Origin of the sequence: Aeromonas sp. R3-1 (assembly GCF_040908345.1) — a bacterium.
GTDB classification, from domain to species: Bacteria; Pseudomonadota; Gammaproteobacteria; order Enterobacterales; family Aeromonadaceae; genus Aeromonas; species Aeromonas veronii.
In genome coordinates this window covers 1-24614 of record NZ_JBFODN010000200.1, presented here as the reverse complement: position 1 = coordinate 24614, position 24614 = coordinate 1, and the positions used below count along the sequence as shown (strand labels likewise).

The 24614-nt window shown below is 60.5% G+C and carries 23 protein-coding genes; 17 read left to right on the top strand and 6 right to left on the bottom strand.

Going from position 1 to position 24614, the window contains the following annotated elements:
- The first annotated feature begins 496 nt into the window (after window positions 1-496).
- From pntA to AB5Y85_RS12440, 7 genes are all read left to right on the top strand, one after another.
- The gene (pntA, locus tag AB5Y85_RS12470; RefSeq protein ID WP_040070064.1) at window positions 497-2023 is read left to right on the top strand and encodes a Re/Si-specific NAD(P)(+) transhydrogenase subunit alpha; all 1527 of its coding nucleotides are present in this window, start codon (window positions 497-499) and stop codon (window positions 2021-2023) included.
- Window positions 2024-2034: 11 nt separating this feature from the next.
- On the top strand, window positions 2035-3519 hold the full coding sequence (gene pntB / locus AB5Y85_RS12465) for a Re/Si-specific NAD(P)(+) transhydrogenase subunit beta (protein WP_005339759.1): 1485 nt from the start codon (window positions 2035-2037) through the stop codon (window positions 3517-3519).
- Between the two features lie 98 nt (window positions 3520-3617).
- On the top strand, window positions 3618-4397 hold the full coding sequence (locus tag AB5Y85_RS12460; RefSeq protein ID WP_257686821.1) for an ABC transporter substrate-binding protein: 780 nt from the start codon (window positions 3618-3620) through the stop codon (window positions 4395-4397).
- 147 nt (window positions 4398-4544) lie between these two features.
- Window positions 4545-5213: a transcriptional regulator gene (locus AB5Y85_RS12455; RefSeq protein WP_139400069.1), complete on the top strand. Its 669-nt coding sequence runs from the start codon at window positions 4545-4547 to the stop codon at window positions 5211-5213.
- Window positions 5214-5234: 21 nt separating this feature from the next.
- A complete protein-coding gene (locus AB5Y85_RS12450) occupies window positions 5235-6536 on the top strand; it encodes a serine dehydratase subunit alpha family protein (RefSeq protein WP_257686820.1) in 1302 nt (433 codons plus the stop codon).
- A gap of 133 nt (window positions 6537-6669) precedes the next feature.
- Window positions 6670-8070, top strand: a complete 1401-nt coding sequence (locus AB5Y85_RS12445; RefSeq protein ID WP_257686819.1) for an L-cystine transporter — start codon at window positions 6670-6672, stop codon at window positions 8068-8070.
- A 98-nt stretch (window positions 8071-8168) separates the two neighbouring features.
- Entirely contained in the window at window positions 8169-9497 is a 1329-nt protein-coding gene (locus tag AB5Y85_RS12440; protein WP_257686818.1) for a CoA-disulfide reductase, read from the top strand.
- A gap of 135 nt (window positions 9498-9632) precedes the next feature.
- On the opposite strand, the gene AB5Y85_RS12435 is transcribed toward AB5Y85_RS12440, so the two are convergent.
- Complete coding sequence (locus AB5Y85_RS12435) at window positions 9633-10388, bottom strand: outer membrane protein assembly factor BamD (protein WP_019446583.1); 756 nt, start codon at window positions 10386-10388, stop codon at window positions 9633-9635.
- Window positions 10389-10505: 117 nt separating this feature from the next.
- Here AB5Y85_RS12435 and rluD point away from each other — a divergent pair, with 117 nt between their 5' ends.
- From rluD to clpB, 3 genes are all read left to right on the top strand, one after another.
- The gene (gene rluD / locus AB5Y85_RS12430; protein WP_005339771.1) at window positions 10506-11486 is read left to right on the top strand and encodes a 23S rRNA pseudouridine(1911/1915/1917) synthase RluD; all 981 of its coding nucleotides are present in this window, start codon (window positions 10506-10508) and stop codon (window positions 11484-11486) included.
- A 112-nt stretch (window positions 11487-11598) separates the two neighbouring features.
- The gene (gene pgeF, locus AB5Y85_RS12425) at window positions 11599-12336 is read left to right on the top strand and encodes a peptidoglycan editing factor PgeF (protein WP_257686817.1); all 738 of its coding nucleotides are present in this window, start codon (window positions 11599-11601) and stop codon (window positions 12334-12336) included.
- A 202-nt stretch (window positions 12337-12538) separates the two neighbouring features.
- On the top strand, window positions 12539-15112 hold the full coding sequence (clpB, locus tag AB5Y85_RS12420) for an ATP-dependent chaperone ClpB (RefSeq protein WP_257686816.1): 2574 nt from the start codon (window positions 12539-12541) through the stop codon (window positions 15110-15112).
- A 301-nt stretch (window positions 15113-15413) separates the two neighbouring features.
- On the opposite strand, the gene asnA is transcribed toward clpB, so the two are convergent.
- Complete coding sequence (gene asnA / locus AB5Y85_RS12415) at window positions 15414-16406, bottom strand: aspartate--ammonia ligase (protein ID WP_100647061.1); 993 nt, start codon at window positions 16404-16406, stop codon at window positions 15414-15416.
- Window positions 16407-16560: 154 nt separating this feature from the next.
- Between asnA and asnC the strand changes: the two genes are divergently transcribed.
- Window positions 16561-17022, top strand: a complete 462-nt coding sequence (asnC, locus tag AB5Y85_RS12410) for a transcriptional regulator AsnC (RefSeq protein WP_005339783.1) — start codon at window positions 16561-16563, stop codon at window positions 17020-17022.
- Window positions 17023-17030: 8 nt separating this feature from the next.
- Here the strand turns inward: asnC and AB5Y85_RS12405 are convergent, their stop codons facing one another.
- Window positions 17031-17795, bottom strand: a complete 765-nt coding sequence (locus AB5Y85_RS12405) for an ABC transporter substrate-binding protein (RefSeq protein WP_069526978.1) — start codon at window positions 17793-17795, stop codon at window positions 17031-17033.
- Between the two features lie 87 nt (window positions 17796-17882).
- Here AB5Y85_RS12405 and AB5Y85_RS12400 point away from each other — a divergent pair, with 87 nt between their 5' ends.
- Window positions 17883-18419 (top strand): DUF2301 domain-containing membrane protein, encoded by a 537-nt coding sequence (locus tag AB5Y85_RS12400; RefSeq protein ID WP_257686815.1) that lies wholly within the window; start codon window positions 17883-17885, stop codon window positions 18417-18419.
- Here the strand turns inward: AB5Y85_RS12400 and AB5Y85_RS12395 are convergent.
- Window positions 18416-18820, bottom strand: coding sequence for a CBS domain-containing protein (locus AB5Y85_RS12395; protein WP_181223208.1), 405 nt, complete (start codon window positions 18818-18820; stop codon window positions 18416-18418). The genes AB5Y85_RS12400 and AB5Y85_RS12395 overlap by 4 nt on opposite strands.
- 162 nt (window positions 18821-18982) lie before the next feature.
- Here AB5Y85_RS12395 and AB5Y85_RS12390 point away from each other — a divergent pair, with 162 nt between their 5' ends.
- A complete protein-coding gene (locus AB5Y85_RS12390; RefSeq protein WP_257686814.1) occupies window positions 18983-19687 on the top strand; it encodes an SDR family oxidoreductase in 705 nt (234 codons plus the stop codon).
- On the opposite strand, the gene AB5Y85_RS12385 is transcribed toward AB5Y85_RS12390, so the two are convergent.
- A complete protein-coding gene (locus AB5Y85_RS12385) occupies window positions 19613-20188 on the bottom strand; it encodes a 2-amino-4-hydroxy-6-hydroxymethyldihydropteridine diphosphokinase (protein WP_257686813.1) in 576 nt (191 codons plus the stop codon). The genes AB5Y85_RS12390 and AB5Y85_RS12385 overlap by 75 nt on opposite strands.
- 124 nt (window positions 20189-20312) lie before the next feature.
- Here AB5Y85_RS12385 and AB5Y85_RS12380 point away from each other — a divergent pair, with 124 nt between their 5' ends.
- The 4 genes from AB5Y85_RS12380 to AB5Y85_RS12365 all read left to right on the top strand — a co-directional run bounded on the left by AB5Y85_RS12380 (window position 20313) and on the right by AB5Y85_RS12365 (window position 23710).
- The gene (locus tag AB5Y85_RS12380; protein ID WP_005339800.1) at window positions 20313-20405 is read left to right on the top strand and encodes a YnhF family membrane protein; all 93 of its coding nucleotides are present in this window, start codon (window positions 20313-20315) and stop codon (window positions 20403-20405) included.
- A gap of 103 nt (window positions 20406-20508) precedes the next feature.
- Window positions 20509-21909, top strand: coding sequence for a HAMP domain-containing sensor histidine kinase (locus tag AB5Y85_RS12375; protein ID WP_042657344.1), 1401 nt, complete (start codon window positions 20509-20511; stop codon window positions 21907-21909).
- 5 nt (window positions 21910-21914) lie between these two features.
- A complete protein-coding gene (locus tag AB5Y85_RS12370) occupies window positions 21915-22433 on the top strand; it encodes a hypothetical protein (protein ID WP_013724185.1) in 519 nt (172 codons plus the stop codon).
- Window positions 22430-23710 carry a sigma 54-interacting transcriptional regulator gene (locus tag AB5Y85_RS12365; protein ID WP_005339807.1) on the top strand — a complete coding sequence of 427 codons (1281 nt, stop codon included), beginning with the start codon at window positions 22430-22432 and terminating at the stop codon, window positions 23708-23710. Before AB5Y85_RS12370 ends, AB5Y85_RS12365 begins: the two co-directional genes overlap by 4 nt.
- A 1-nt stretch (window position 23711) precedes the next feature.
- On the opposite strand, the gene AB5Y85_RS12360 is transcribed toward AB5Y85_RS12365, so the two are convergent.
- Window positions 23712-24194 (bottom strand): DUF1097 domain-containing protein, encoded by a 483-nt coding sequence (locus AB5Y85_RS12360; RefSeq protein WP_257686812.1) that lies wholly within the window; start codon window positions 24192-24194, stop codon window positions 23712-23714.
- Between the last annotated feature and the right edge of the window lie 420 nt (window positions 24195-24614).

Here is a 24614-nt window from a genome sequence, read left to right as displayed (position 1 = left end):
CGGTGCCAAACGGGCGAAACGATTGAATTGCCGGGGCCCTCTCCCGCCATCTGGCGGCTGAGCGGCCCCGCTTTTGTTGGGAAAATGTTACTTTTCGGCGTTTCGCTGCGAGAAGTGCGACGAAAGCGGATTTCGTAAGAACAAAAAACGCTAAGATAGAGGGCCGGTAAAACATTTTTTTTGACTGGTTGGATCACTTTTTTCAGCCGTTTTTACTGGTATAAGCCTCTAATTTGGTTTGTTTTTTTTAATCGTAGCCAGGGATGGGCTGAATTCTGTACGAGTGCCGTCGGGACTGCGGTTGTAATAAAACTCCAAAATTTGATACTAATCACCTTCGCGCCTGAAAAGCGGGGGCCTGACCATGACAGGAGGTTGAGGTAAAGCCTACTGATTTTCATAACAAAGAGCCCTGGACCTGCACTTTGGTCATGTCTTGTTTCGTCAGAAGTGAGACACTGGGCAGCGATTGTTTATTAACCATCAGGGAATAGTCATGCAGATTGGAATACCGAGAGAGAGTCTCGCCGGTGAGACCCGGGTCGCAGCGACCCCGGCTACCGTCGAGCAGCTGAAAAAGCTCGGCTTCGAGGTCGCCATCGAGACCGGCGCAGGCCTGTCGGCCAGCTTCGATGATGCCGCCTTCGAGGCTGCCGGTGCCAGCGTGGTGCCGAATGTCTGGCAAGCCGACCTTATCTTCAAGGTCAATGCGCCGACCGATGCCGAGATCGCACAAATTAAAGATGGCGCCACTCTGGTGAGCTTCATCTGGCCTGCCCAGAACCCTGAGCTGGTCAAGAAGCTGTCCGAGCGCAACATCAATGTGATGGCGATGGATATGGTGCCGCGGATCTCCCGTGCCCAGTCCCTCGATGCCCTCTCCTCCATGGCCAACATCGGTGGCTATCGCGCCGTGGTTGAAGCTGCGCACCAGTTCGGTCGCTTCTTCACCGGTCAAATCACCGCAGCCGGTAAAGTGCCGCCTGCCAAGGTACTGGTGATCGGTGCCGGTGTTGCCGGTCTGGCTGCCATCGGTACTGCCGGTTCTCTCGGTGCCATCGTGCGTGCGTTCGATACCCGTCTGGAAGTGGCCGAGCAGATCGAATCCATGGGTGGGGAATTCCTCAAGCTGGACTTCGGTGGCGAAGACGGTGCATCCAGCGATGGTTACGCCAAAGTCATGTCCGATGAGTTCATCAAGGCCGAGATGGAGCTGTTCGCCCAGCAGGCCAAAGAGGTGGACATCATCATCACCACCGCCCTGATCCCGGGCAAGCCGGCTCCCAAGCTGATCACCAAAGAGATGGTCGACAGCATGAAGCCGGGCTCCGTCATCGTGGACATGGCCGCTCAGGCTGGCGGTAACTGTGAATACACAGTGCCGGGTGAGCTGCATGTCACCGCCAACGGCGTCAAGGTGATTGGTTACACCGATCTGCCGGGTCGTCTGCCTGCCCAATCCTCCCAGCTCTACGGTACCAACCTGGTCAACCTGATGAAGCTGATGTGCAAGGAGAAGGACGGCAACGTTGCCATCGACTTCGAAGATGTGGTTCAGCGCAACATGACGGTGATCCAGGCCGGTGAAGTGACCTTCCCGCCGCCCGCCATCTCCGTCTCTGCCGCTCCGCAGAAACCGGCCGCCGCCAAACCGGCAGCCAAGAAGGAAGAGGCCAAGCCTTCCAACAAGAAGTTCGTGTTCGGTGCCCTCGGCATCGCCGCCTTCGGCTGGATCGCCTCTGTTGCCCCGGCAGCCTTCCTCTCCCACTTCACCGTATTCATCCTGGCCTGTGTGGTCGGTTACTACGTGGTGTGGAACGTCTCTCACGCCCTGCACACGCCGCTGATGTCGGTCACCAATGCCATCTCCGGCATTATCGTGGTCGGTGCCCTGCTGCAGATCGGGCAAGGGTCGACCCTGGTCACCGCGCTGGCGTTCATCGCCGTGCTGATTGCCAGTATCAACATCTTCGGCGGCTTCACCGTCACTCAGCGCATGCTGAAGATGTTCCGTAAGGATTAAGGGGGTTTAACGTGTCTCAAGGACTGGTAACAGCATCCTATATCGTTGCCGCCGTGCTCTTCATCCTCAGTCTCGCGGGACTGTCGAAGCAAGAAACGGCCAAGCATGGCAACCTGTTTGGTATCGCGGGTATGGCTATCGCCCTGCTCGCCACCGTATTCAACCCGGAGACCAGTGGTGTTCACTGGATCATTCTGGCCATGGTGATCGGCGGTGCCATCGGCGTGCGTCTGGCACTCAAGGTCGAAATGACCGAGATGCCCGAGCTGGTGGCCGTGCTGCACAGCTTCGTGGGTATGGCGGCAGTGCTGGTGGGCTTCAACAGCTTCATCGATCTGCACCCCTCTGCACCTGCTGAGGTCGTCGTCTCCGTCGGTTCCAATCTGGATGCCACCTTGGCAGCCGCCCGTGCGGCGTTCGAGCAGGCCAACAGCGTTGCTCAGGTCGAGCACCTGACCGGCGCCATGCTGAACATCCATCTGGTCGAGATCTTCCTGGGCGTCTTCATCGGTGCCGTAACCTTCACCGGTTCCGTGGTTGCCTTCGGCAAACTGCGTGGTCTCATCTCCTCCAAGCCGCTGATGCTGCCGCACCGCCACAAGCTGAACCTGCTGGCCGTGGTCGCCTCGTTGGCGCTGATGGTCTACTTCGTCAACGCGGGCGGCTCTACCTTCGCCCTGCTGGTGATGACCCTGATCGCCTTCGCCTTCGGCTGGCATCTGGTTGCCTCCATCGGTGGCGCCGACATGCCGGTGGTGGTCTCCATGCTGAACTCCTACTCCGGTTGGGCGGCAGCGGCGGCGGGCTTCATGCTCTCCAACGACCTGCTGATCGTCACCGGTGCTCTGGTAGGTTCCTCCGGTGCGATCCTCTCTTACATCATGTGCAAGGCGATGAACCGCTCCTTCATCTCCGTGATCGCCGGTGGCTTCGGCTCCGATGGCGTGGCCTCCACGGCTGATCAGGAGATGGGCGAATACCGCGAAACCAGCGCCGAGGAAGTGGCTGACCTGCTGAAGAACTCCAGCTCCGTCATCATCACCCCGGGCTACGGTATGGCGGTGGCGCAGGCCCAGTATCCGGTGGCTGAAATCACCCAGAAGCTGCGTGATCGTGGCGTCAAGGTGCGCTTCGGTATCCACCCGGTTGCCGGTCGTCTGCCTGGCCACATGAACGTGCTGCTGGCGGAAGCGAAAGTCCCGTATGACATCGTTCTGGAAATGGACGAGATCAACGACGACTTCGCCGATACCGACACCGTGCTGGTGATTGGTGCCAACGACACCGTTAACCCGGCCGCGATGGAAGATCCGGGCAGCCCGATCGCCGGTATGCCGGTGCTGGAAGTATGGAAAGCGCAGAACGTCATCGGCTTCAAGCGTTCCATGAACACTGGCTACGCCGGTGTCCAGAACCCGCTGTTCTTCAAGGAAAATACCCAGATGCTGTTTGGCGATGCCAAGGCCAGTGTCGAGGCAATCCTGAAAGCACTGTAAGTGCCATTCAGAGAGTGAATATCAAGGAGGCTTCGGCCTCCTTTTTTATTGCTCATCCCTTGTATATCCTCAATCCATACGGACCATGAGGGATCTCCATGATGTGGTGTCAGGGTTGGCGAAGGATCGGGTTGTACGGCTGGCTGCTGGCCTCCCTGTTTGGTGCTGGTTCGGCCATGGCGGTGGACGAGCCGCCTACTCTGACGCTGCTGACCGAGCTGTGGCCTCCTTATGTGATGCGTGGTGACAATGGCGAGCTGGCCGGCGCCGATCTCGATCTGGCCTGTACCGTGTTGCGCCAGATGGGTTATCGCACCGAAATCAGGGTGCTGCCCTGGAAGAGGGTTCTGCAGCAGGCCCGTCTCAGGCAGGGGGATGCGGTGCTCGATGTCTTCTTTGAACCTTCCCGCCAGCACTGGCTCCACTATCCCGAAGAGCCGCTCTCTTACAGCGGTGAAGTGCTCTTCTATCCGACGGTTCGTCCGGTGGATTTCAGGCAGCTCTCCGACCTCAAGGGTCTGCGGATAGGTATTCAGGAAGATTATGCCTACAGCCCCGATTTTCTGACCGATCCCGGGGTGATCCGGATGCCGATGACGGGGGAGGGGAATGCCATCAAACAGCTGCACTTGATGATGGCCGGTCGGCTGGACGGGGTGGTGCTCAACGAGCGGGTCGGTCGCTACTTGCTGCATACCCAGGGGTTGCAGGATCAGGTGAACCACGGCTCGCGCCTGCTGACCGACGACAACCGCAACTTCCTCGCGTTTACCCACAAGCCCGGCCACGACCAGCTGGCTATCCGCTTCTCCTCTGCCCTCAAGGCGTTCAAACAGACTCCCGCCTACAAGCAGCTACTGGCCCGCTATCACCTCTGAGTTGCCGCCCTGCTGTGCGCCGCTTCACAATTTGTCGCACTTTGTTAAAAGGTGGGCATAATGGCGAGCAAAAAGGGGATGCCGCTCAACATTAGTTGATCTTGTTGATAGTAGAATCAACTGTGGTTTACTCAAAGTTACTCATATATGTCCACAGCAGCCACCACTGACCAGATCAATTCGTTAACGGATGAAGAACGTCATCTGATCGCCAGTTTCGAGCCCGCGGTCGAGGCGCTGGCCGCGCTGTTTGGCGCAGGGTGCGAGGTGGTGTTGCATGCGTTCGATACGCTGGATGCATCGGTCATCAAGATTGCCAACGGCCATGTCACCGGTCGTCGGGAGGGGGCGCCGGTCACCGACTTTGCCCTCAACCGTTTGCAGGGGGAGGCGGGCAGCCAGTGGAGCAGCTACTTCAGCCGTACCCGCGACGGGACGCTGATGAAGTCCTCCTCCATCACCATCAGCAACCGGCAGGGCAAGCCCATCGGCATGCTCTGCGTGAACTTCAGTCTGGATATCTCCCTTGGCAGCCTGCTCGATACTTTTGCGCTGCCCGCGGCACCGGCGCCGCTCAACAACGAGACCTTTGCCAGCTCGGTGGACGATCTGGTGACCCAGGTGATTGAGAAGGTGGATCGGGATGATTCGCTCTCCTGCACGGTGCGCAACAAGGAGATAGTGACCCGGCTCTTCGACATGGGGATCTTCGAGATCAAGGAGGCGGCCCAGCTGGTTGCCCGGATGCTCGGCATCTCCCGTCATACTGTTTATCTGCATATCCGCAATCACAAGGCGGATCTGAACAAGCAATAACTGCCTGCGGGCACCCTGAACATGAGAAACACTGCGATGAAAGCACAATGGACCGACTTTATTACCCTGCTCAAGCGTGAAGTGGTGCCGGCCCTGGGCTGTACCGAGCCGATGTCGGTGGCGCTGGCGGCGGCCAACTGCCGCAAGCTGCTGGGGGAGACTCCGACCCGTATCAGCGTCTGGGTCAGTGGCAATCTGTTCAAGAACGGCATGGGGGTCGGGGTGCCGGGTACCGGCATGATCGGTCTGCCGGTGGCCGCTGCGGTCGGCATAACAGGGGGGAATCCCGATGCCGGGCTGGAGGTGCTCAAGACCCTCACACCAGAACAGGTGGAAGCGGCCAAGGCGCTGCTGCCGGTGATCAAGGTGGATGTGAAGGATGTACCGGACGTGCTCTACGCCGAGGTGCTGGCCGAAGTTGAAGGGCACAGTGCCCGGGTGGTGATCTGCACCGACCACACCCGCATCATCCTGATGGAGAAGGATGGCGAGGTGCTGATGGAGCAGGCCAGCGCCCCCGGTGTGCAGATCCAGCCGGCCAAATCCGCCAAACCGGCCATGACCCTGCGGGAGATCGTCGATTTTGCATTGGAAGTGCCGCTGGCGGAGATCGACTTTATCCGCGAGGCCGCCACCATGAATCAGGCGCTGGCGGACGAAGGGTTGCAGGGTTACGGCCTGAAGATAGGCAAGATCCTCACCGAACAGGTGGAGCGCAAGCTGCTCTCCGATGACCTGATGACGCTGGCGATGCGACTCTCCTCAGCCGCCTCCGATGCGCGGATGGATGGCGCCATGCTGCCCGCCATGTCCAACTCCGGTTCCGGCAATCAGGGCATTGCCGCCACCATGCCGGTGGTCGCGGCCGCCCGCTTCCTCAAGGTGAGCGACGAGCAGCTGACCCGGGCACTGGTGATGAGCCATCTGGTGGCCATCTACATCAAGACTTACCAGAACAAGTTGTCGGCCCTCTGCGCCGCCAGTACCGCCGCCATGGGGGCCGGTGCCGCCATCACCTGGCTGCTGGGCGGCCAGTATCAGCAGATCAGCCACTGCATCAACAACATGATTGGCGATGTCTCCGGCATCATCTGCGACGGCGCGGGCAGCGCCTGCTCCATGAAGGTCTCCACCTCCACCTCGGCGGCGGTTAAGTCTTCGCTGATGGCCATCAACAACCTGCATGTGCCCCAGAGCGAGGGGATCGTCTCCGACGATGTGGACCAGACCATCGCCAATCTGGGCCGTCTCTCCAAAGAGGGGATGCTGGATACCGACATCGAAATCATCAACATCATGCGAGCGAAACAGCAGAAGCAGTGAATCTGTGACAAGGGGGCGATAGACCCCCTTGTTCTTGTCACGACGGCGAAGACCGTCTGACACGGTTGCCAGGGCAAGCATGGCGCTTGCTCTTGTTTCTCGGGCCCAAGCCCGCTTTTTGGGGAGTCATACCATGACATTTAGCGTTATCGGCAATCTGGCCATCGCCGCCATCTTGCTGTTCTTTCTCTACCGGTTACAGGAAAAACATGTGAGCTTCACCCGCCGGGTATTTGCCGGTCTGGGGCTCGGTATTCTGTTCGGCGCCGCGTTGCAACTGCTTTACGGTGCAGGTTCGTCCGTCATTGTTCAGACCATCGACTATCTGGATATCGTGGGGAGCGGCTATGTGAAGCTGCTGCAGATGATCATCATCCCGCTGATCATGGTCTCCATCATCAGCGCTATCTTGAAGCTCAATGGTGGCACCGCGCTGGGCAAGATCAGCGCCATGACCATAGGCGTGCTGATCTTCACCACCGCCATCGCCGCCGGGGCGGGCATCCTGATGTCCAACCTGTTTGGCCTGACTGCTGAAGGGCTCACCTCCGGTGCCGCCGAGAGCGCCCGTGGCGCCGCGCTGCAGACCACCCTCGGTAGCGTCGAGAGCATGTCGTTTGCCAAGATGATGCTTGAGTTTATTCCGGCCAACCCCTTCCTCGACATGACCGGGGCGCGCAAGACCTCCACCATCGCCGTGGTGATCTTCTCCATCTTCATCGGCCTCTCCGCTACTGGCATCTCCCGCAAGAAGCCGGAAATCTTCGCCAGCTTCAGCCACTTCGTGGCCGTGGCGCATGCCATCGTAATGCGAATGGTGACCCTGGTGCTGCGCCTGACCCCGTTCGGCGTGCTGGCGCTGATGACCAAGGTGGTCTCCGGTTCCAACTATGCGGATATTCTCAACCTGCTCAGCTTTGTGATGGCCTCTTACGGCGCCATCGTCATCATGTTTGTCGTGCACCTGCTGCTGGTGAGCATGGTCGGCATCAACCCGCTGCGCTTCCTCAAGAAGATCACTCCGGTGCTGGCGTTTGCCTTCACCTCGCGCACCAGTGCGGGCTCCATCCCGATGAACGTGCAGACCCAGACCAAGTCGCTGGGTATTCCTGAGGGGATCGCCAACTTCGCCGCCTCCTTCGGTTCCACCATCGGCCAGAACGGCTGTGCCGGTATCTATCCGGCCATGCTGGCGGTGATGATTGCCCCGACCGTCGGGGTTAACCCGATGGATCCCGGCTTTATCATGACCCTGATCGCCATCATCACCGTCAGCTCCTTCGGGGTGGCCGGGATTGGCGGTGGCGCCACCTTTGCCGCGCTGATCGTGCTCTCCGCGCTGGACTTCCCGGTGGCGCTGGCCGGTCTGCTCATCTCCATCGAGCCGCTGATCGACATGGGCCGTACCGCGCTCAACGTCTCCGGCTCCATCACCGCAGGGACGGTCACCAGCCGCCTGATGGGCGAGACCGACATGCATGTGTTCAACAGCGATCACGAAGTGAGTCTGGACGGCGAAGAGTCCACCGTCTGATTTGCTGTCGGTTGATCTGCCCGTGGAAAGGGGTGACTCTTTCCCGTCATAGACCGCAGGGAGGGCATGCCCTCCCTGCGCCATTGAGAGGAAAAACAATGAGAATTCTGATCATCGGTGGCGAAGCCGCCGGTATGAGTGCGGCGGCCAAGGCGCGCCGTCTGGCCAAAGATGCCGACATCGTGGTGTATGAGGCCTCCGAAGTGATCTCTTTCGGTGCCTGCGGCCTGCCTTACTTCGTCGGTGACGAGTTTCAGGAGCCCGGTTACATGGCCGAGTTCTCCCCCGAGCAGTTCGCCGCCAAGGGGATCGAGGTCAAGATTGGCCATCGGGTGCTGAGCGTCGATGCGGCTGCCCAGACTCTGGTGGTGGAGCACAACGGCGACACCTTCACCGATCGCTACGGTCGGCTGATGATCGCCACCGGTGCCCGCGAAGTGATGCCCCCCATCCCCGGTTTGCTGCAGCAAGGGGTATTCGGTCTGCGCCGGATGGCCGACGGGCTGGCGCTCAAAGCTGCGGTGCAAGACAAGAACAATCGCCGCGCCGTGGTGATTGGCTCCGGCTTTATCGGGCTGGAGGTGGTCGAGGCGCTGGTCCATCAAGGCAAAGAGGTGCGTCTTATCGAGCTGGCGGATCGGGTCATCCCCGATGCGTTTGATGGCGAGATCACCCAGCACATCGAAACCGAACTGCGCGAGCAGGGCGTCTCTCTCCATCTGGGTGAGCGAGTTGAAGCGCTGCTGGGGGATGGCCGGGTGACCGGCGTGCGTACCAGCCAGGGCGAGTACGAGGCTGATATCGTGGTGGTCTGCACCGGGGTCAAGCCCAACACCGAGTTTCTGGCCGATACCGGCATCGAGCGGCTCGGTAACGGCGCCATCAAGGTGGATCGTCAGGGACGCAGTTCGCTGACCAACGTCTGGTCGGCCGGCGACTGTGCCAGCGTCTGGCACAGCGTGAAGCAGCAGCAGGTTTATGTACCGCTCGCCACCATCGCCAACAAGCTGGGGCGCATGGTAGGCGAGAACCTGGCGGGTGCCGAGCAGGAGTTCCCCGGCACTTTGGGCTCTGCGGCGCTCAAGGTGCTGGGGCTGGAGGCGGGCCGTACCGGTCTTTCCGAGCAGGAAGCCAAGGCGATGGGCATCGACTATCGCACTGTGGTGATCAAGGACAAGTGCCACACCAACTACTGCCCGGGTCAGTCCGATATCCACGTCAAGCTGGTCTATGAGGCGGGCAGCAAGCGGCTGCTGGGCGGCCAGATCCTCGGTCGCAAGGGGGCGGTACACCGCATCGACGCGCTGGCGGTGGCCATCACCATGGGGGTGACCACCGAGCAGCTCGGCATGCTGGACTTTGCCTATGCGCCGCCCTTCTCCCGCACCTGGGATGCCCTGAACGTGGCGGGTAATGTAGCGAAGTAAGAGTTGCGATGACTGCGTCGTTACGCAGATTCTGCTCTGCAGAGCAATCTGCGGGTAATAGCTGAGGGTAAATTGCAGATATAAAAAAACCGATGCCTTGGCATCGGTTTTTTGTTACCGGTTTATCCGTATCACTCAGCCACGGCCGAGGCGGTTCTCCGGGTAGTTCTTGGCCAGCACTTCGCGGGCGTGCTTGGCCAACTGCGGCATCTTCAGGGCGTCGTAAGACTCGACCATGATCTCCAGCGCCTTCTCGGTTTCGGCTGTGTCGGGGTAGGTTTCGACAATCAGCTTGGCCCGGTTGGCGGCCGCAACCAGCGCATCACGCTTCACGTAATACTCGGCCACGCTCAGGTCATATCGGGCCAGACGATTCTTCAGGCCAATCATGCGGGCGCGGGCATCGGCGGCATAGACGCTGTTGGGGTAGTTCTGCAACAGGGTCTTGAAGTCCTGGAATGCCTGACGGGCATAAGCAGGGTCTTTGTCATCCCGATCGATACCGAACAGGCTCTGGAAGAAATTGTAATCCGCCGCCATGTTGGTCAGGCCGCGCATATAGAAGACGTAATCGATATTTTTATGCGCCGGATTGAGGCGGATAAAACGGTCGATATTGGCGATCGCCTGAGCGGTATCATCCTGCTTGTAATAGGCATAGATGAGGTCAAGCTGCACCTGGTTGGAGTAGGCGCCGAACGGGTAGCGAGAGTCCAAAGCCTCCAGCAATTCAGTGGCTTGCACGTAATTGCCAACATCCAGTTTGAGGCGTGCTTTCTGGTACAGGGTCTCCGGCGGTTCGTCGGGTACCTTGGGTTTGGTGCTGGAACAGCCTGTGATCAAGGTAGCGACCAAGGCGAGCGACATCAGCAGGTGAGACTTCTTTCCCATCAACAACATCCGGTCCATTTCCACGAAATTGGCAAAGTATCCGTTATGCTTGGCTAAAAGAAAAGCTAGAATACCCGGATTATTTCGAATTGATACCCCCCGCTCAAGAGACCATACATGAGCCAGCATATTGAACTGACAGGCGAATTCCAGGATCACCAATTCGGGCAGCGACTCGACCAGGCCCTGGCCGAATTGTTTCCAGACTACTCCCGCACCCGCATCAAGGAGTGGATTTTACAGGACAGAGTGACCCTGGACGGTCAGGTTGCCAACACCCCGCGCGAGAAGATTCTGGCCGGGCAGCAGGTGCATGTGAATGTCGAGCTGGAAGATGATACTCGCTGGGATGCCCAGGATATCGAGCTCAACATCGTTTATGAAGATGAACACATTCTGGTGATCGACAAACCGGCCGGACTGGTGGTTCACCCGGGCGCAGGCACGCCGGATGGCACCATCCTCAACGCCCTGCTGCACCGCTACCCCGGCATTGCCGAGGTACCCCGCGCCGGTATCGTGCACCGTCTGGATAAAGACACCACAGGTTTGATGGTGGTTGCCAAAACTGTACCCGCCCAGACCCATCTGGTGGAAGCGTTGCAGGCGCGCCAGATCACCCGTGAGTACGAAGCGATCGCCATCGGTCACATGACCGCAGGTGGCACCGTCGATGCGCCCATCGGCCGTCACCCGACCCAGCGTACCCATATGGCCGTGGTGCCCAATGGTCGTCCTTCCGTGACCCACTACCGGGTTCACGAGAAGTTCCGTGGCCACACCCGTCTGCGTCTGCGTCTGGAGACCGGCCGTACCCACCAGATCCGTGTCCACATGGCGCACATCAAACACCCGCTGGTGGGCGATCCCGCTTACGGTGGCCGTCTGCGCCCGCTGCGCAACGCGACCCCCGAGCTGACCCAGGCACTGCGCAACTTCAACCGTCAGGCGCTGCATGCCACCATGCTGCAACTGGCTCACCCCATCACGGGGGAAGTGATGCAGTGGCACTCAGCTACACCGCAAGACATGGTGGAGCTGATGGAAGTGCTGCGAGCGGATACTCTCGCCAATCCGGATGATTTAGTCTGGAACTGATGCGATAGGGCCTGCTGCGTCGGTTTCTGGCGTCATCCGGCCCGAACAGATGCCAAACGGGGTTCCCTTGCAGGAGCCCCGTTTTTATATCGGTGAATTGAAGGAGTCACAGATGAAATGGATCGAACCCGACTGGCCAGCCCCGGCGTGTGTCAGGGCGTTGTCGACCACCCGGGATGGCGGCGTCAGTGAAGGGGTCTTTGCCGGTCTCAATTTGGGCGCCCATGTGGGGGATGAACCGGTGCGAGTCGAGGCCAATCGCGCCCGCTTGCAGCAGGCGGCCGCCATCCCGGGGCCCCTTAACTGGCTCAATCAGGTGCACGGCACCGTGGTTCATCCGGTCAGCAGCCATTATCAGCAAGCACCGGATGCCGACGCAGCTTGCGCCCATGAGGCGGAGCTGGCCTGCATCGTGATGACTGCTGACTGTCTGCCGGTGCTGTTCTGCGATCGGGCAGGTACCGTGGTCGCAGCAGCCCACGCAGGCTGGCGTGGACTGAAAGAGGGCGTGCTGGAGGCGAGCATCGCCGCCATGTGCTGCGAGCCGGGCGAGGTCCTGGCCTGGATGGGCCCAGCCATTGGCCCTACCGCATTTGAAGTGGGGGGAGAGGTGCGCGAGGCCTTTATGGCGGAGCAGGCTGAAGCAGAAGCGGCGTTCGTCCCTTCGTCCAACGACGGCAAATGGTTGGCGGATATCTACCAGCTGGCGCGGTTGCGCCTCGCCCGTGCCGGCGTTACCGCCGTCTATGGCGGCGAATACTGCACCTTCAGCGATAGCGAGCAGTTTTACTCCTATCGTCGCGACGGCCAGACCGGCCGGATGGCCTCCCTCATCTGGTTGGCCCGCTAAGCAATCACCCGCCAAGTAATAGCCCGTCTCTCTCAAGAACAGATCCGTATGAGAGAGGCGGGGATCCTGCCCTCTCCCCGCTTTGCAGAAAAAATAACCAGCCCATGCCCTTGAAATAGCCCGTACGGGCCTCATCTTTCATCTCAGAAAGTTATGTTGTTTGCCGCGCAAGCGGCGTCTGCCTGTTTGAAGGGGGAGTGCAATGCGCCTCGATCGCCTTACCAGCAAATTCCAGATTGCTATTTCCGATGCCCAGTCTCTTGCGCTGGGTCGTGACCACCAATTCATCGAACCCGTTCACCTGATGACCGCGTTGGTCAATCAGGATGGCGGCTCTATCCGTCCGCTGCTCACCCTGACCGGGATGGATATCAACGCCCTGCGCTCCCGTCTCGGTGAGGAGCTGGATCGCCTGCCGCGCGTGAGCGGTGTGGAAGGGGACGTGCAGCTCTCCAACGGCCTCGGCCGCCTGCTCAACGTCTGCGACAAACTTGCCCAGCAGCGCAAGGATCAGTTCATCTCCTCCGAGCTGTTCGTGCTGGCTGCCCTCGACGACAAGGGAACGCTGGGCGAGTTGCTGCGTGCCCAGGGGCTGACCAAGGAGAAACTCGAAGCGGCCATCGACAAGGTGCGTGGCGGCAAGAAGGTGGAAGATGCCAACGCCGAGGAGAACCGCCAGGCGCTGGAGAAGTACACCATCGATCTGACCGAGCGGGCCGAAATCGGCAAACTCGACCCGGTGATTGGCCGCGATGACGAGATCCGCCGCACCATTCAGGTGCTGCAACGCCGCACCAAGAACAACCCGGTGTTGATCGGAGCTCCCGGTGTCGGTAAAACCGCTATCGTCGAGGGGCTGGCCCAGCGCATCATCAACGGCGAAGTGCCGGAAGGGCTCAAGAACAAGCGGGTGCTGTCGCTGGACATGGGGGCGCTGGTGGCCGGGGCCAAGTATCGCGGCGAGTTTGAAGAGCGGCTCAAGGCCGTACTGACCGATCTCGCCAAGGAGGAGGGCAACGTCATCCTCTTTATCGACGAGCTGCACACCATGGTTGGCGCCGGCAAGGGCGAGGGGGCCATGGATGCGGGCAACATGCTCAAGCCTGCACTGGCCCGTGGTGACTTGCACTGCGTCGGCGCCACCACCCTGGATGAGTACCGTCAGTACATCGAGAAAGATGCTGCCCTCGAGCGCCGTTTCCAGAAGGTGTTGGTGGAAGAGCCGAGCGTGGAGGACACCATCGCCATCCTGCGCGGCTTGAAAGAGCGTTACGAGCTGCACCACCATGTGCAGATCACCGACCCCGCGATTGTGGCGGCGGCCCAGCTGTCGCACCGCTACATTGCGGATCGTCAGTTGCCGGACAAGGCCATCGACCTTATCGACGAGGCGGCAGCCAGCATCCGGTTGCAGATCGACTCCAAGCCGGAGGCGCTCGATCGCCTCGAGCGGCGCATCATCCAGCTCAAGCTGGAGCAGCAGGCGCTGATGAAGGAGGACGACGACGCCAGCCGCAAACGGCTGGAGCTGATCAATCAGGAGATTGGCGAGAAAGATAGGGAATACAACGAGCTAGATGAGGTGTGGAAGGCCGAGAAGGCCGCCCTCGCCGGCACCCAGCATATCAAGGCTGCGTTGGAGCAGGCCCGTCAGGATCTCGATGTGGCGCGCCGCGCAGGCGACCTGGGCCGGATGTCCGAGCTGCAGTACGGCCGCATTCCGGAGCTGGAGAAACAGCTGGATCTCGCCACTCAGGCGGAGATGCAGGAGACCAGTCTGCTACGCAACCGCGTCACCGATGTGGAGATTGCAGACGTCTTGGCCCGCTGGACCGGTATTCCGGTCGCCCGCATGCTGGAAGGGGAGCGCGACAAGCTGCTACGGATGGAAGATCAGCTGCACAGCCGGGTGATTGGCCAGGAAGAGGCGGTCGATGCGGTCTCCAACGCCATTCGTCGCTCCCGTGCCGGTCTTTCCGATCCGAATCGCCCCATAGGCTCTTTCCTGTTCCTGGGGCCCACCGGGGTGGGCAAGACCGAGTTGTGCAAGGCGCTGGCGGAGTTCCTGTTCGATACCCAGGATGCCATGGTGCGGATCGACATGTCGGAGTTCATGGAGAAACACAGCGTGGCCCGTCTGGTGGGGGCGCCTCCCGGATACGTGGGTTATGAAGAGGGCGGTTATCTGACCGAGGCGGTACGCCGTCGTCCCTACTCGGTGATCCTGCTGGACGAGGTGGAGAAGGCACACCCGGATGTGTTCAACATCCTGTTGCAGGTGCTCGATGATGGCCGCCTGACCGATGGCCAGGGTCGCACCGTCGATTTCCGCAACTCGGTGGTGATCATGACCTCCAACCTCGGGTCGGATCTGATTCAGGAGCACCACTCCGAGAAGGATTACGACGAGATGAAGGCCATGCTGATGGATGTGCTGACCCGCAGTTTCCGACCGGAGTTTATCAACCGGATCGACGAGACCGTGGTGTTCCATCCGCTTGGCGAGGATCACATCAAGTCCATCGCCCGCATCCAGCTCAAGAGCCTGATGGGCCGACTGGAAGTTCAGGGTTACGAGGTGGAAGTGAGCGAAGCGCTGCTGGGCAAGCTGGTACACGCCGGGTTCGATCCCGTCTACGGGGCTCGGCCTCTCAAACGGGCGATCCAGCAGAAGGTGGAGAACCCGCTGGCGCAGGCCCTGCTCTCCGGTCGCATCGTGCCGGGCAAAAAGCTGGTGTTGGGGGCCGACAGCAACGGCCTGACCATGACCCAGTAACCGATCTCGTGTCGATGTTTGCAACGCCAGCCTTCGGGCTGGCGTTGTCGTATCTGGCGGCGGGGATTCGGGCGCAAAAAAAAACGGCAATCCGAAGATTGCCGGGAGGAATGTAGTGACGCGACCTTGCGTGGGTTGAGCGGGTCGCAGGGGCAAGCCCCGGTTTCGCCGCGGGCCATCAGGGATGGCCACGCGACTTACAGCATGTCCGGACTGCGCTCGTTCAGTCCGCACCGCCACACACCTTCAGGGCTGACCCGCGTGCCACTGCGCACAGGCCAGACCGATGAAATAAACGCGTTTACAGCATGCCCGGGATAGCGGCCTTCATTTCAGAGGGCCACACACCAACCTGTACCTGACCGATATGCTCTTTTTGCAGCAACAGCATGGCCAGACGAGATTGGCCGATGCCGCCGCCGATGGTCTGCGGCATCCGTGCGGCCAGCAGATCCTGGTGCCAGTCGTACTGCAGGCGATCCTCGTCGCCGGTGATGGCCAGCTGGCGGCGCAGCGCCTCGGCATCGACCCGGATCCCCATGGAGGAGATCTCGAAGCTGTCTTGCAGCACCGGGTTCCACACCAGAATGTCACCGTTCAGGCCTGCCAGACCCAGCTCGCTGTGGCTGCTCCAGTCGTCATAGTCCGGGGCACGCACATCGTGACGCTCACCGTGGGAGAGGGCACCGCCGATGCCGATCAGGAACACGGCCCCCAGCTCTTTGGCGATGGCACGCTCGCGCCCCTTGGCATCGAGGTCCGGGTAACGGGCCAGCAGCTCTTCGCTGTGCAGGAACTGGATCTCGGCCGGCAGGAAGGGGGTCAGCTCATGCTCGGCACAGACCGCGCGCTCGGTGGCCTTGATGGCGGCCCAGATGCCGCGCACGGTTTCCTGCAGATAGGCCAGATCGCGGCGCTCGCTCGGCATCACCTTCTCCCAGTCCCACTGATCCACGTAGACGGAGTGGATGGGGGTGAGCTTGTCTTCATCCGGACGCAGCGCCTTCATGTGGGTGTAGATCCCTTCGCCCGGGCCGAAGCCGAAGCGACCCAGGGTCTGGCGCTTCCATTTGGCCAGTGAATGGACCACTTCGTAGCTGTGCTCCGGCAGGGTCTTCACTTTGACCTGCACTGCATTCTCGTGGCCAGAGAGGTTGTCCTGAGTACCATCACCGACCCGGCTCAGAATGGGGGCTTGCACCTCCATCAGACCCAGTTGCTGGGCGAGTTGGCGGGAGAACATCTCTTTGACGAAGCTGATCTGCTGTTGGCTGCGAATGTAGTGCTGTTTCATGCTGAATTCCTGTTTCAAACCCCGTTGGATGTGGTGATTCTTCAACAGATTGCCAACCAAATTCAATATTCGATAATAGAAATGGGCTTTGTGTGTTTTTTTCTTCAAAATAAGCTGTTTTTTAATGAGGTATCGTCAACGGGGGTGCAAAAAAATGCCGGAAAATTACCGGATCGATAATCTCGATCAGGCCATCCTCACCGCTCTGATGGAGAATGCGCGGATCCCTTACGCCGAACTTGCGAAACAACTGGCGGTCAGCCCGGGCACCATCCATGTGCGGGTGGAGAAGATGAAACAGGCGGGGATCATCGAGGGGACGCGGGTGCAGGTTAACCCCAAGAAGCTGGGTTACGACGTCTGCTGCTTTATCGGGATCAATCTGAAGAGTGCCAAGGATTACCCCTCGGCGCTGGCCAAGCTGCAGGCGCTGGACGAAGTGGTGGAGGCCTACTACACCACCGGCCACTACAGCATCTTCATGAAGGTGATGACCCGCTCCATCGACGAGCTGCAGATAGTGCTGATCAACAAGATCCAGACCATCGACGAGATCCAGTCCACTGAAACTCTGATTTCGCTGCAAAACCCGATCCTGCGGGATGTGAAACCCTGACCCCTTGATCAGGGTTCGATATAGGGGATGGCGTACTTGTCGTAGAGGGCCTTGAGGCTGCCGTTTCGCTTCATGCGCAGCAGTTCGGCATCGTAGGCCGCCATCAGGGCGGGGGTCTGTGCATCCGCTCGTGCGCGGGCCCAGGTGTTGAAGTAGGGGCTGCTCTTGAGCGGTTTGGGCAGGTAATCGATCTTTCCCGTCAGCCCCTCCTCCTTGATCTGGGTGAAGGCGGTGACAAGCGGCATGGGCACGGTATCGATGCGTCCGGCCAGCAGTTTGCGCAGTTGCAGCTGGTTCATGGTGATCTCCTGGAACTGATAGGCCGGGTCGGTCATCGCCACCGCCAGTTCAGGGGTGTAGGAGAAATCCTTGGTCACGCCGATGCGCCAGGGTTTGAGATCGGCCAGCGTTTCGTAGCGGATCTTCATCAGGTCCGCCTTGCGCACGAAGAAGTGCCAGCTGTGGCGAAGATGGGCCTGTTGGGGATAGATGAGATAACTCTCCCGCTCTGCCTTGTAGGAGTGGGTCATCACCAGATCGCAGGCGCCTGTTTCGGCGTTGCGGGTGAGGCGGGCACCGGAGTCGGCCAGCTCGATCCGAAAGGGCGTCTCCAGCTTGTCGAAGATGGCGGTGACGATGTCTATATCGAGCCCGCGGGGTTTCTGATCGGCATCGAGATACTTGAGCGGGGGCTCCATGGTGCCGCAGATCACCAGCTCTTTGGCGGGCAATCCGAGTGGAAACAGCAACCAAAACAGGGGGATCACACGCAAACTACGTCTCCTGAGCCCGTTTGAAGATATTCCAAGACCTGATTCCAGTATATTGGATGGCACCCGATCCGTTAGAAGCGACTGTTTATGGCAAATCCTGAAATCGAGAGCCCGCTGGACGGGATCGACAAGTTGACCGTCTCGCTCTACCGCATTGGCTTGAGTGCGGCAGCCTTGTTGCTGCTTTGTCGCGGTGCGGCGCTGCTGAGCGGGATGGCATTGCTTCCGTCGGCACAATGGTTGATGTCGCTGGCAGTGACAAGCGCAATCTGCGGCTTCTCGCTGCATATCTACGACAAGCGGATTCGCCTGATTCTGCAGGGGTTTGGTTGGGGCGCGCTGGCCCTGGCTGCGGTAGGGGCGCCGGATGCGCTGGTGCTGGGCGCGGCGTTGGCGACCCTCTCCGGGCTGGCGTTCAAGGAGCAGTTTTGCTTCGCCATTCCCGGCATCAAGCTGGTGCCCGTATTGCTGCCGGCGTTATGGCTGCTGGAGTGGTTGCGGGTGGAGTGGGCCGCCGCACTGGTGGCGCTGGTCTGCGGGGCCCTGTTGACCTTGCTGGCGCTGGCCAAGTGGCGAATGCCCCTGCACTTCGATATCGGTGACAAGGGGCGTTACCAGATCTAGGTCTGCTGGCACACCTTCATCTGCTGGTTGAGGGCCTGCATCACCTGACGGCGGCTGATGATGCCGATCACCTTGCCCTGTTGCAGCACCGGGTAGATCTTGGGTTTGGCATCGGCCATCTGGCGAGCCAGATCCAGAATGCTCTCATCCGGCCCGACCGAGAGGGGCGAGCGGTTCATCAGATCCTCCACCTGGGTGCGGGTATCGCAGTGGTAGCTGCCGGTGAGCAGGCTGGGGATGCAATCTTGTTCGGAAAGAAAGCCGATCAGCCGTTTCTGCTCATCCAGCACTGGCAGGCCGCCAAGACCCGATTGATGCAGGCGATCCAGCGCCTCGGCCAGGCCGAGTCCGGCAGTGAGGGAGTGGGTCAGGCGACCCATGTGGTGGTGTACTTTCAGCATGGTGGTGACTCCGCAAGAGGGGGATGCCGCCACTATGACGCGGGCGGGTGGCCCGCGACCAATGGCTTGTGCCGCAGGGATTGATAGGCACAAGCCATCGGAGGTGATCCGCTGGCAGGCGGGCTTCGTTCATGCAAGACCATGAAAGGGAAAGGAGATCGTATGCGTGCATTGGTTACGGGCTGCGGCCGTCGACTCGGATTTTATCTCTGTGAACAGCTGGTGGCGGCGGGTTGGCAGGTGACGGGCAGCTATCGCAGCGAGCGGCCGGAACTGGCCACGTTGGCTGCATTGGGGGTCGAGCTGGTGCAGGCGGATTTTGGTCGGGAAGAGGACGTTGGCAAGCTTATCGCTCTGCTGGCGGCCCATCAGGATCTGGCGCTAGTGATCCACAACGCCTCTGCCTTCGAGCCGCAGGCAACAGATCCGGCTGCGCAACTGGCCCAGTTCGAGCAGTTCTACCGGGTGCACATGGCGGCCCCCTTCCAGCTAAACCGGGCGCTGGCCCCCCGGCTGGCCAGCAACCCCAACGCCAGCATCATTCACATCACCGATATCTATATTCATGCCCCGGCCCCCCGTTTTGCCAGCTATGTGGCCACCAAGGCGGGAGCCCATTCGCTGGCCATGAGCTTTGCCCGGGAGCTGGCGCCTGCGGTGCGAGTCAACACCATAGAGCCGGGCCCCATTCTGTTTCTCGACGAGCATGACGAGGCATGGCGCCAGCAGGTGTTGGCGAAAACACCGCTGGCGAGGGAGGGGGGACTTGAGCCCATCTGGCAGGCGGTGCAGTTACTGATGGGGAACAGTTATATGACGGGGGCCAGCATCAAGGTAGATGGCGGGCGCGCGCTGGCCACTCTCTGAAGATTTGCCAAGCACCAGCGGCTCCAGCCCGACCTGCCGGGTCAGCAAGCCCTTGCCGGGTTTGAGCTTGCCCGACGGGGCGGGGAGCGTCACTTGCAGCGCCACCTTGGGGTCATGCACCTCGCCATGGCCATAGAGCTCGGCCAGCAGCTCCGCCAGATAGGAATCGACCTCTGCCGAGGCAAAGTCACCGCTCCTGTTGCTGGCCAGAATATCGATGTCGAGCGGCCGGTCGTGCACCTTGCAGAGCGGATCGCTGCGATCCCGGCCGTGAGCTACCTCGAGGGCGACAAAGTGCTGCTTGAGGCGGGCGGCATCGAGCGGGCTCTCCACCACCAGCAGGCAGTTGAGAAAGTCGTGGCTGGAGCGCATTCCCACCGGCTTGGTGCGGATCACCGAACTCAGCCGCAGGGGGCCGACGTTCGCAAGCAGCTCGGCCAGCACCCGGCTGACATGGATGTGCGGGTCAAGATTGGAACCAATGCTACACAGATAGAACATGCTCACCTTCCCGGGGTTGGGCTCATCTGAAATGTATACGCAGCTCACGGTTATCGGATTAACTATGGCTTAACATTGTCTTATCTATTGTGATCCGGCACTGATTGGCAGAAAGGAGGTTTGCATGAGTGTGGAGCTGAAATGGGCGCTGTTGACCGCCTCGGGCGCGCTGGCGATGATCATGATTATCTGTCTGGCCTCTGTCGCGTTGGCGTGAATCACCACAATCCAGATAATACAAACCGGCCTGTTGGCCGGTTTTGTTTTTTGGGGCGGTGCGGCTATGCTGGCGCACCGGTGAGAATGCAAGAGAAGAGATGATGACCAAGGTTCGCCCACGCTCCCTGCTGCAGGTGGTATTGATGGGATTTGTGCTGGTATTGATGCCGCTGGGCGGCATGATCTGGCACAACAGCACCTCCCTTGCCCACCTCAGTCAGCTCACCAGCGACGAGATGGAGCGGGCGGTCAAGGATACCCGCCGCGCCACCCTGCTGACGGCGCAAGCCATCGATATCGAACGCACCTTGCGCCGCTTCGCGGTGCTGGGGGATCGCCGCAGTCTCACCAGCTACCAGCAGCAACTCGACGGGTATCGGGTGTTGCTGGCGGAACACCGCAACTCCATCACCGACGGCCAGCTTTACAGCGGGCTCGATCAGGGGCTGGCCTGGCTCGACAGCCTGCAGGATGCCGCGCTGGCCCGGGCGGCGGTAGCGGGGGACAAGCTGGAGCAGTTCAACGATGCCAACAAGCAGCTCGAAATAGTCACCCGCAGCCGGGTTGACGAACACATGGATCGGGTGCAGCTCACCATCGCCGGACTGACCAGCGAGCTCTGGTGGGTGAGCGGCGCCGTGGCGGCGCTCAGCCTGCTGATGGTCTTTATCTTCACCTACCTCATCATCCACCCGGTACGACAGATTGAGTCGCGCATCTTGAGTCTGGGAGCCGGGGTCGAACCCGATCCCAAGCCGGTTGACGGCCCTGCCGAGCTGGTATTGCTGGGGGAGCGGATCGTCTGGTTGCACGACAAACTCAAGGAGCTGGAGCTGCAGAAATACCAGTTCCTGCGCCATGTTTCCCACGAGCTCAAGACCCCGCTGGCGGTGCTGCGGGAGGGGACGGATCTGCTCTGCGAGCAGCTGGTCGGGCCTTTGACGCCGGATCAGCTGGAGATCTGCCAGATGCTCGACGAGAACAGTCGGCGTTTGCAGACCCTGATCGAGCGGCTGCTCGACTTCAACCGGCTCAGTCAGCAGGAGGCCTTCGAACTGGAGCCCGTCCCCCTGCTGCCGATGTTGTCGGAACTTTCTGCCGAGTACCGGCTGGCATTGGAGTCCAAGCAGATCCGTGTACACTTGCCGACCGTGCCGGTTACCCTGTGGGCGGAGCCCTACCGGCTACGGCTGATCCTCGATAACCTCTTCTCCAACGCCGTCAGTTACGGCGCCAGCGGGGGCAATATCTGGATCAGGGCAGGGCAGAATGAACAGATAAGCTGGCTGGAAGTGGCCAACGAGGGGCCCAAGATCCCCGTGGCCGATCAGCAACGCATTTTTGAACCCTTCGAGCAGGGCAGCACTGTGCGGCAAGGTCTCTTGAAAGGCTCGGGCATGGGCCTTTCCATCGCCCGCGAGTCTGCCAACAGCCTGGGGGGGGAACTGGTTCTGGTAGAGGATGAACAGGCGGATGTCTGTTTCAGGTTGACGTTGAAATGAGGACTATGAAGATACAACGCGTATTTCCAGCTCTGATGGCAGGGCTGCTCGCGGGTTGCTCCTTGCTGCCGCAACAGGCAGAGCGGGAGTCCTCCGATATCGCTTTTGCCAAGCGGATGGAGTTTGCCAACAAGGAGATGCAGGTGCGTCTGCAATACTCCGACTGGCTGCTGGCCAGTCACCCCCAGCAACGGGTGCAGGAGCGTCAGCGTCTGAAAGGGGCTGACGATCTGGAGAGCCGGGTCAGTCTGGCCATGGTGGACTCCCACCCCGCCGAGTCGGTGGCCAATCGCACCGCCGGTCTGGCGCGCCTGAAGCAGATGCTGCCCGAACTGGGTCTCGATGCGCAGGCCTTTTTACGTAGCTGGATCGCCCTCGGCGAGCAGCTGCTGGCTCGCGACAGCCGTCGCGATGACCAGAGTCAGGAGATCCAGCGGCTGCGCCGCCAGATCGAGCAGCTGACCGCTATCGACGACCAGCTCAACCAGCGCAAGCTGAACGAGAATCGTGAGGTAATACCATGAGCCGGATCCTGTTGGTGGATGACGACGTCAGCCTGCTCAAACTGATGAGCATGCGGCTGCGCAGTCAGGGTTATGAAGTGGATACCGCCGACAGTGCGGAAGGGGCCCTCGACCGGTTGCGTCAGCAACGGGCCGATCTGGTGCTGAGCGATCTGCGGATGGCTGGCATGGACGGTCTGGCGCTGTTCGAGCGGATCCAGGCCCAGTGGCTCGGCTTGCCGGTCATCATCATGACTGCCCACGGCACCATCCCGGACGCCATTCAGGCGACCCGCTCCGGGGTCTTCAGCTTTCTGACCAAACCCATCAACAAGGATGAGCTGTTCGCCACCATCGAACATGCGTTGAGCCTGACCCGGCCGAAACAGCAGCAGGAGTGGCAGTCGCTGATCCTGACCCGCAATCCCCAGCTGGAGCAGCTGTTGATCCAGGCTCACAGCATCGCCACCATGGAGGTGCCGGTGCTGATCATGGGGCCGTCAGGCTCCGGCAAGGGGGCGATGGCGCAGGCGCTGCATCAGGCCAGCCAGCGGCGCGACAAGCCGCTCCATACCATCAACTGCGCCGCCATTCCGTGGGCGTCACTCGACTTGCAGCTGTTTGGTGAAGATGGCCAGTCAGGGTTGTTCGAGCAGGCCAAGGGGGCGACCCTGTTTCTCGACGAGATTGGCAGCCTCTCCGAATCTCTGCAGGCCAAGCTTCTGCAGGTGATGGAGGAGTATGGTCAGGGCACGCCGGAGGTGCGGGTGCTCAGCTCCAGCCATCAGGATCTGGTCAAGGCGATGGAGGAGGGGCGTTTTCGGGAAGATCTCTTCTATCGTCTCAACGTCGCCAATATCACCTTGCCGTCTCTCAGTGCCCGCAGCGAGGATATCCCCCTGCTGGCCCGACAGGCGCTCGACGATTACCGTAGCCGCCACAGCGACTGCGCCGCCATGGGTTTTTCGCCCGAATCGCTGGCGATGCTGGCGGCCGCTGCCTGGCCCGGCAACGTGCGCCAGCTCTGCAACGTGGTGGAGCAGCTCGCCAGCCTCTGTTGCAGCCCGGTGATCGGAGTATCCATGGTGGAGTCCGCCCTGAGCGGCGGTGGCGGTGGCATCCCCTCGTTCAACGAGGCGCGGGCCGAATTCGAGAAGGAGTATCTGATCCGTTTGCTGCGCACCACCGAGGGCAACGTGACCCTGGCGGCCAACATGGCGGGCAGAAACCGTACCGATTTCTACAAGTTATTGAATCGGCACGGTATCGAAGCTGCAAACTTCAAATCGAAGGGATAAATCAGGCGGGATCAACCACCGCCGGAGCGGCATCGGCTTTTTGAGTTTTATGGGAGAGCCAGAGGCCGCTCGCCTTCATCAGGTAACCGAACAAGGCGCCAATCATGAGGGAGGGCAGGATCAGCCGCCACTCGCCAGCCGCCCCGAAGGTGGCACAGCAACCGGCAAAAGTGCCGGGAATGTAGCCGAGCCACTGCTGCTTGGCCTGTACGCACATCAGGGTTGCGACCACCCCCGTCATCACATAACCCGCCACACCCGCTCCCCACAGACTGTCGCCATGGATCAGCAGTAGTGCCCACAGCATGCCGCTGGTGTTACAGAAGATGGTCTGCAGCAGCGCCTTGTAGCCGCCGCTTGACGCGAAATAGCTGGTGCAGCCGAGAAAGCCGACCCAGGAGATAAGGCCGAACGCGACGGCAATCCAGCCCCAGACGGCGGAGAGAATACCTGTGGTGATGGCGATGGCGATCAGTGGGCTCATGGGGCGACTCTTCAGTTGGCTTCGCAAAATGGGCAGCCTACCCCCGGCAATCGGGGCGGCAAGCGGGGGCCGAATTGTGTGTGATCTTCATCACCCTTTTCAACTCAGGAATACGCTTGCGCTCGCGAAAAAAATTCATTGGTGACCGGCCTGACAGTCGGCCATAGTTAGAGGCCCTGTCCTGCTCATGGAGTGAGTCTGATGGCGCCAAATGTGATCGTTCCCCTGCTGGTGTTCGTAGTCCTGTTTCTGGTCGGCACCATGGCCAAGGCACTGCCCCTGCACCACATGATGTAAATTTGTGTGAAATAAAAATCTGCCGGGGCGGGTCTTATCCATACTGCCTCACTCAGCCCCGGGAGTTTTTCATGTTGATCAAGCGTCGTACCGCCCACCCCCTCACCGAACAGGATGTCACCC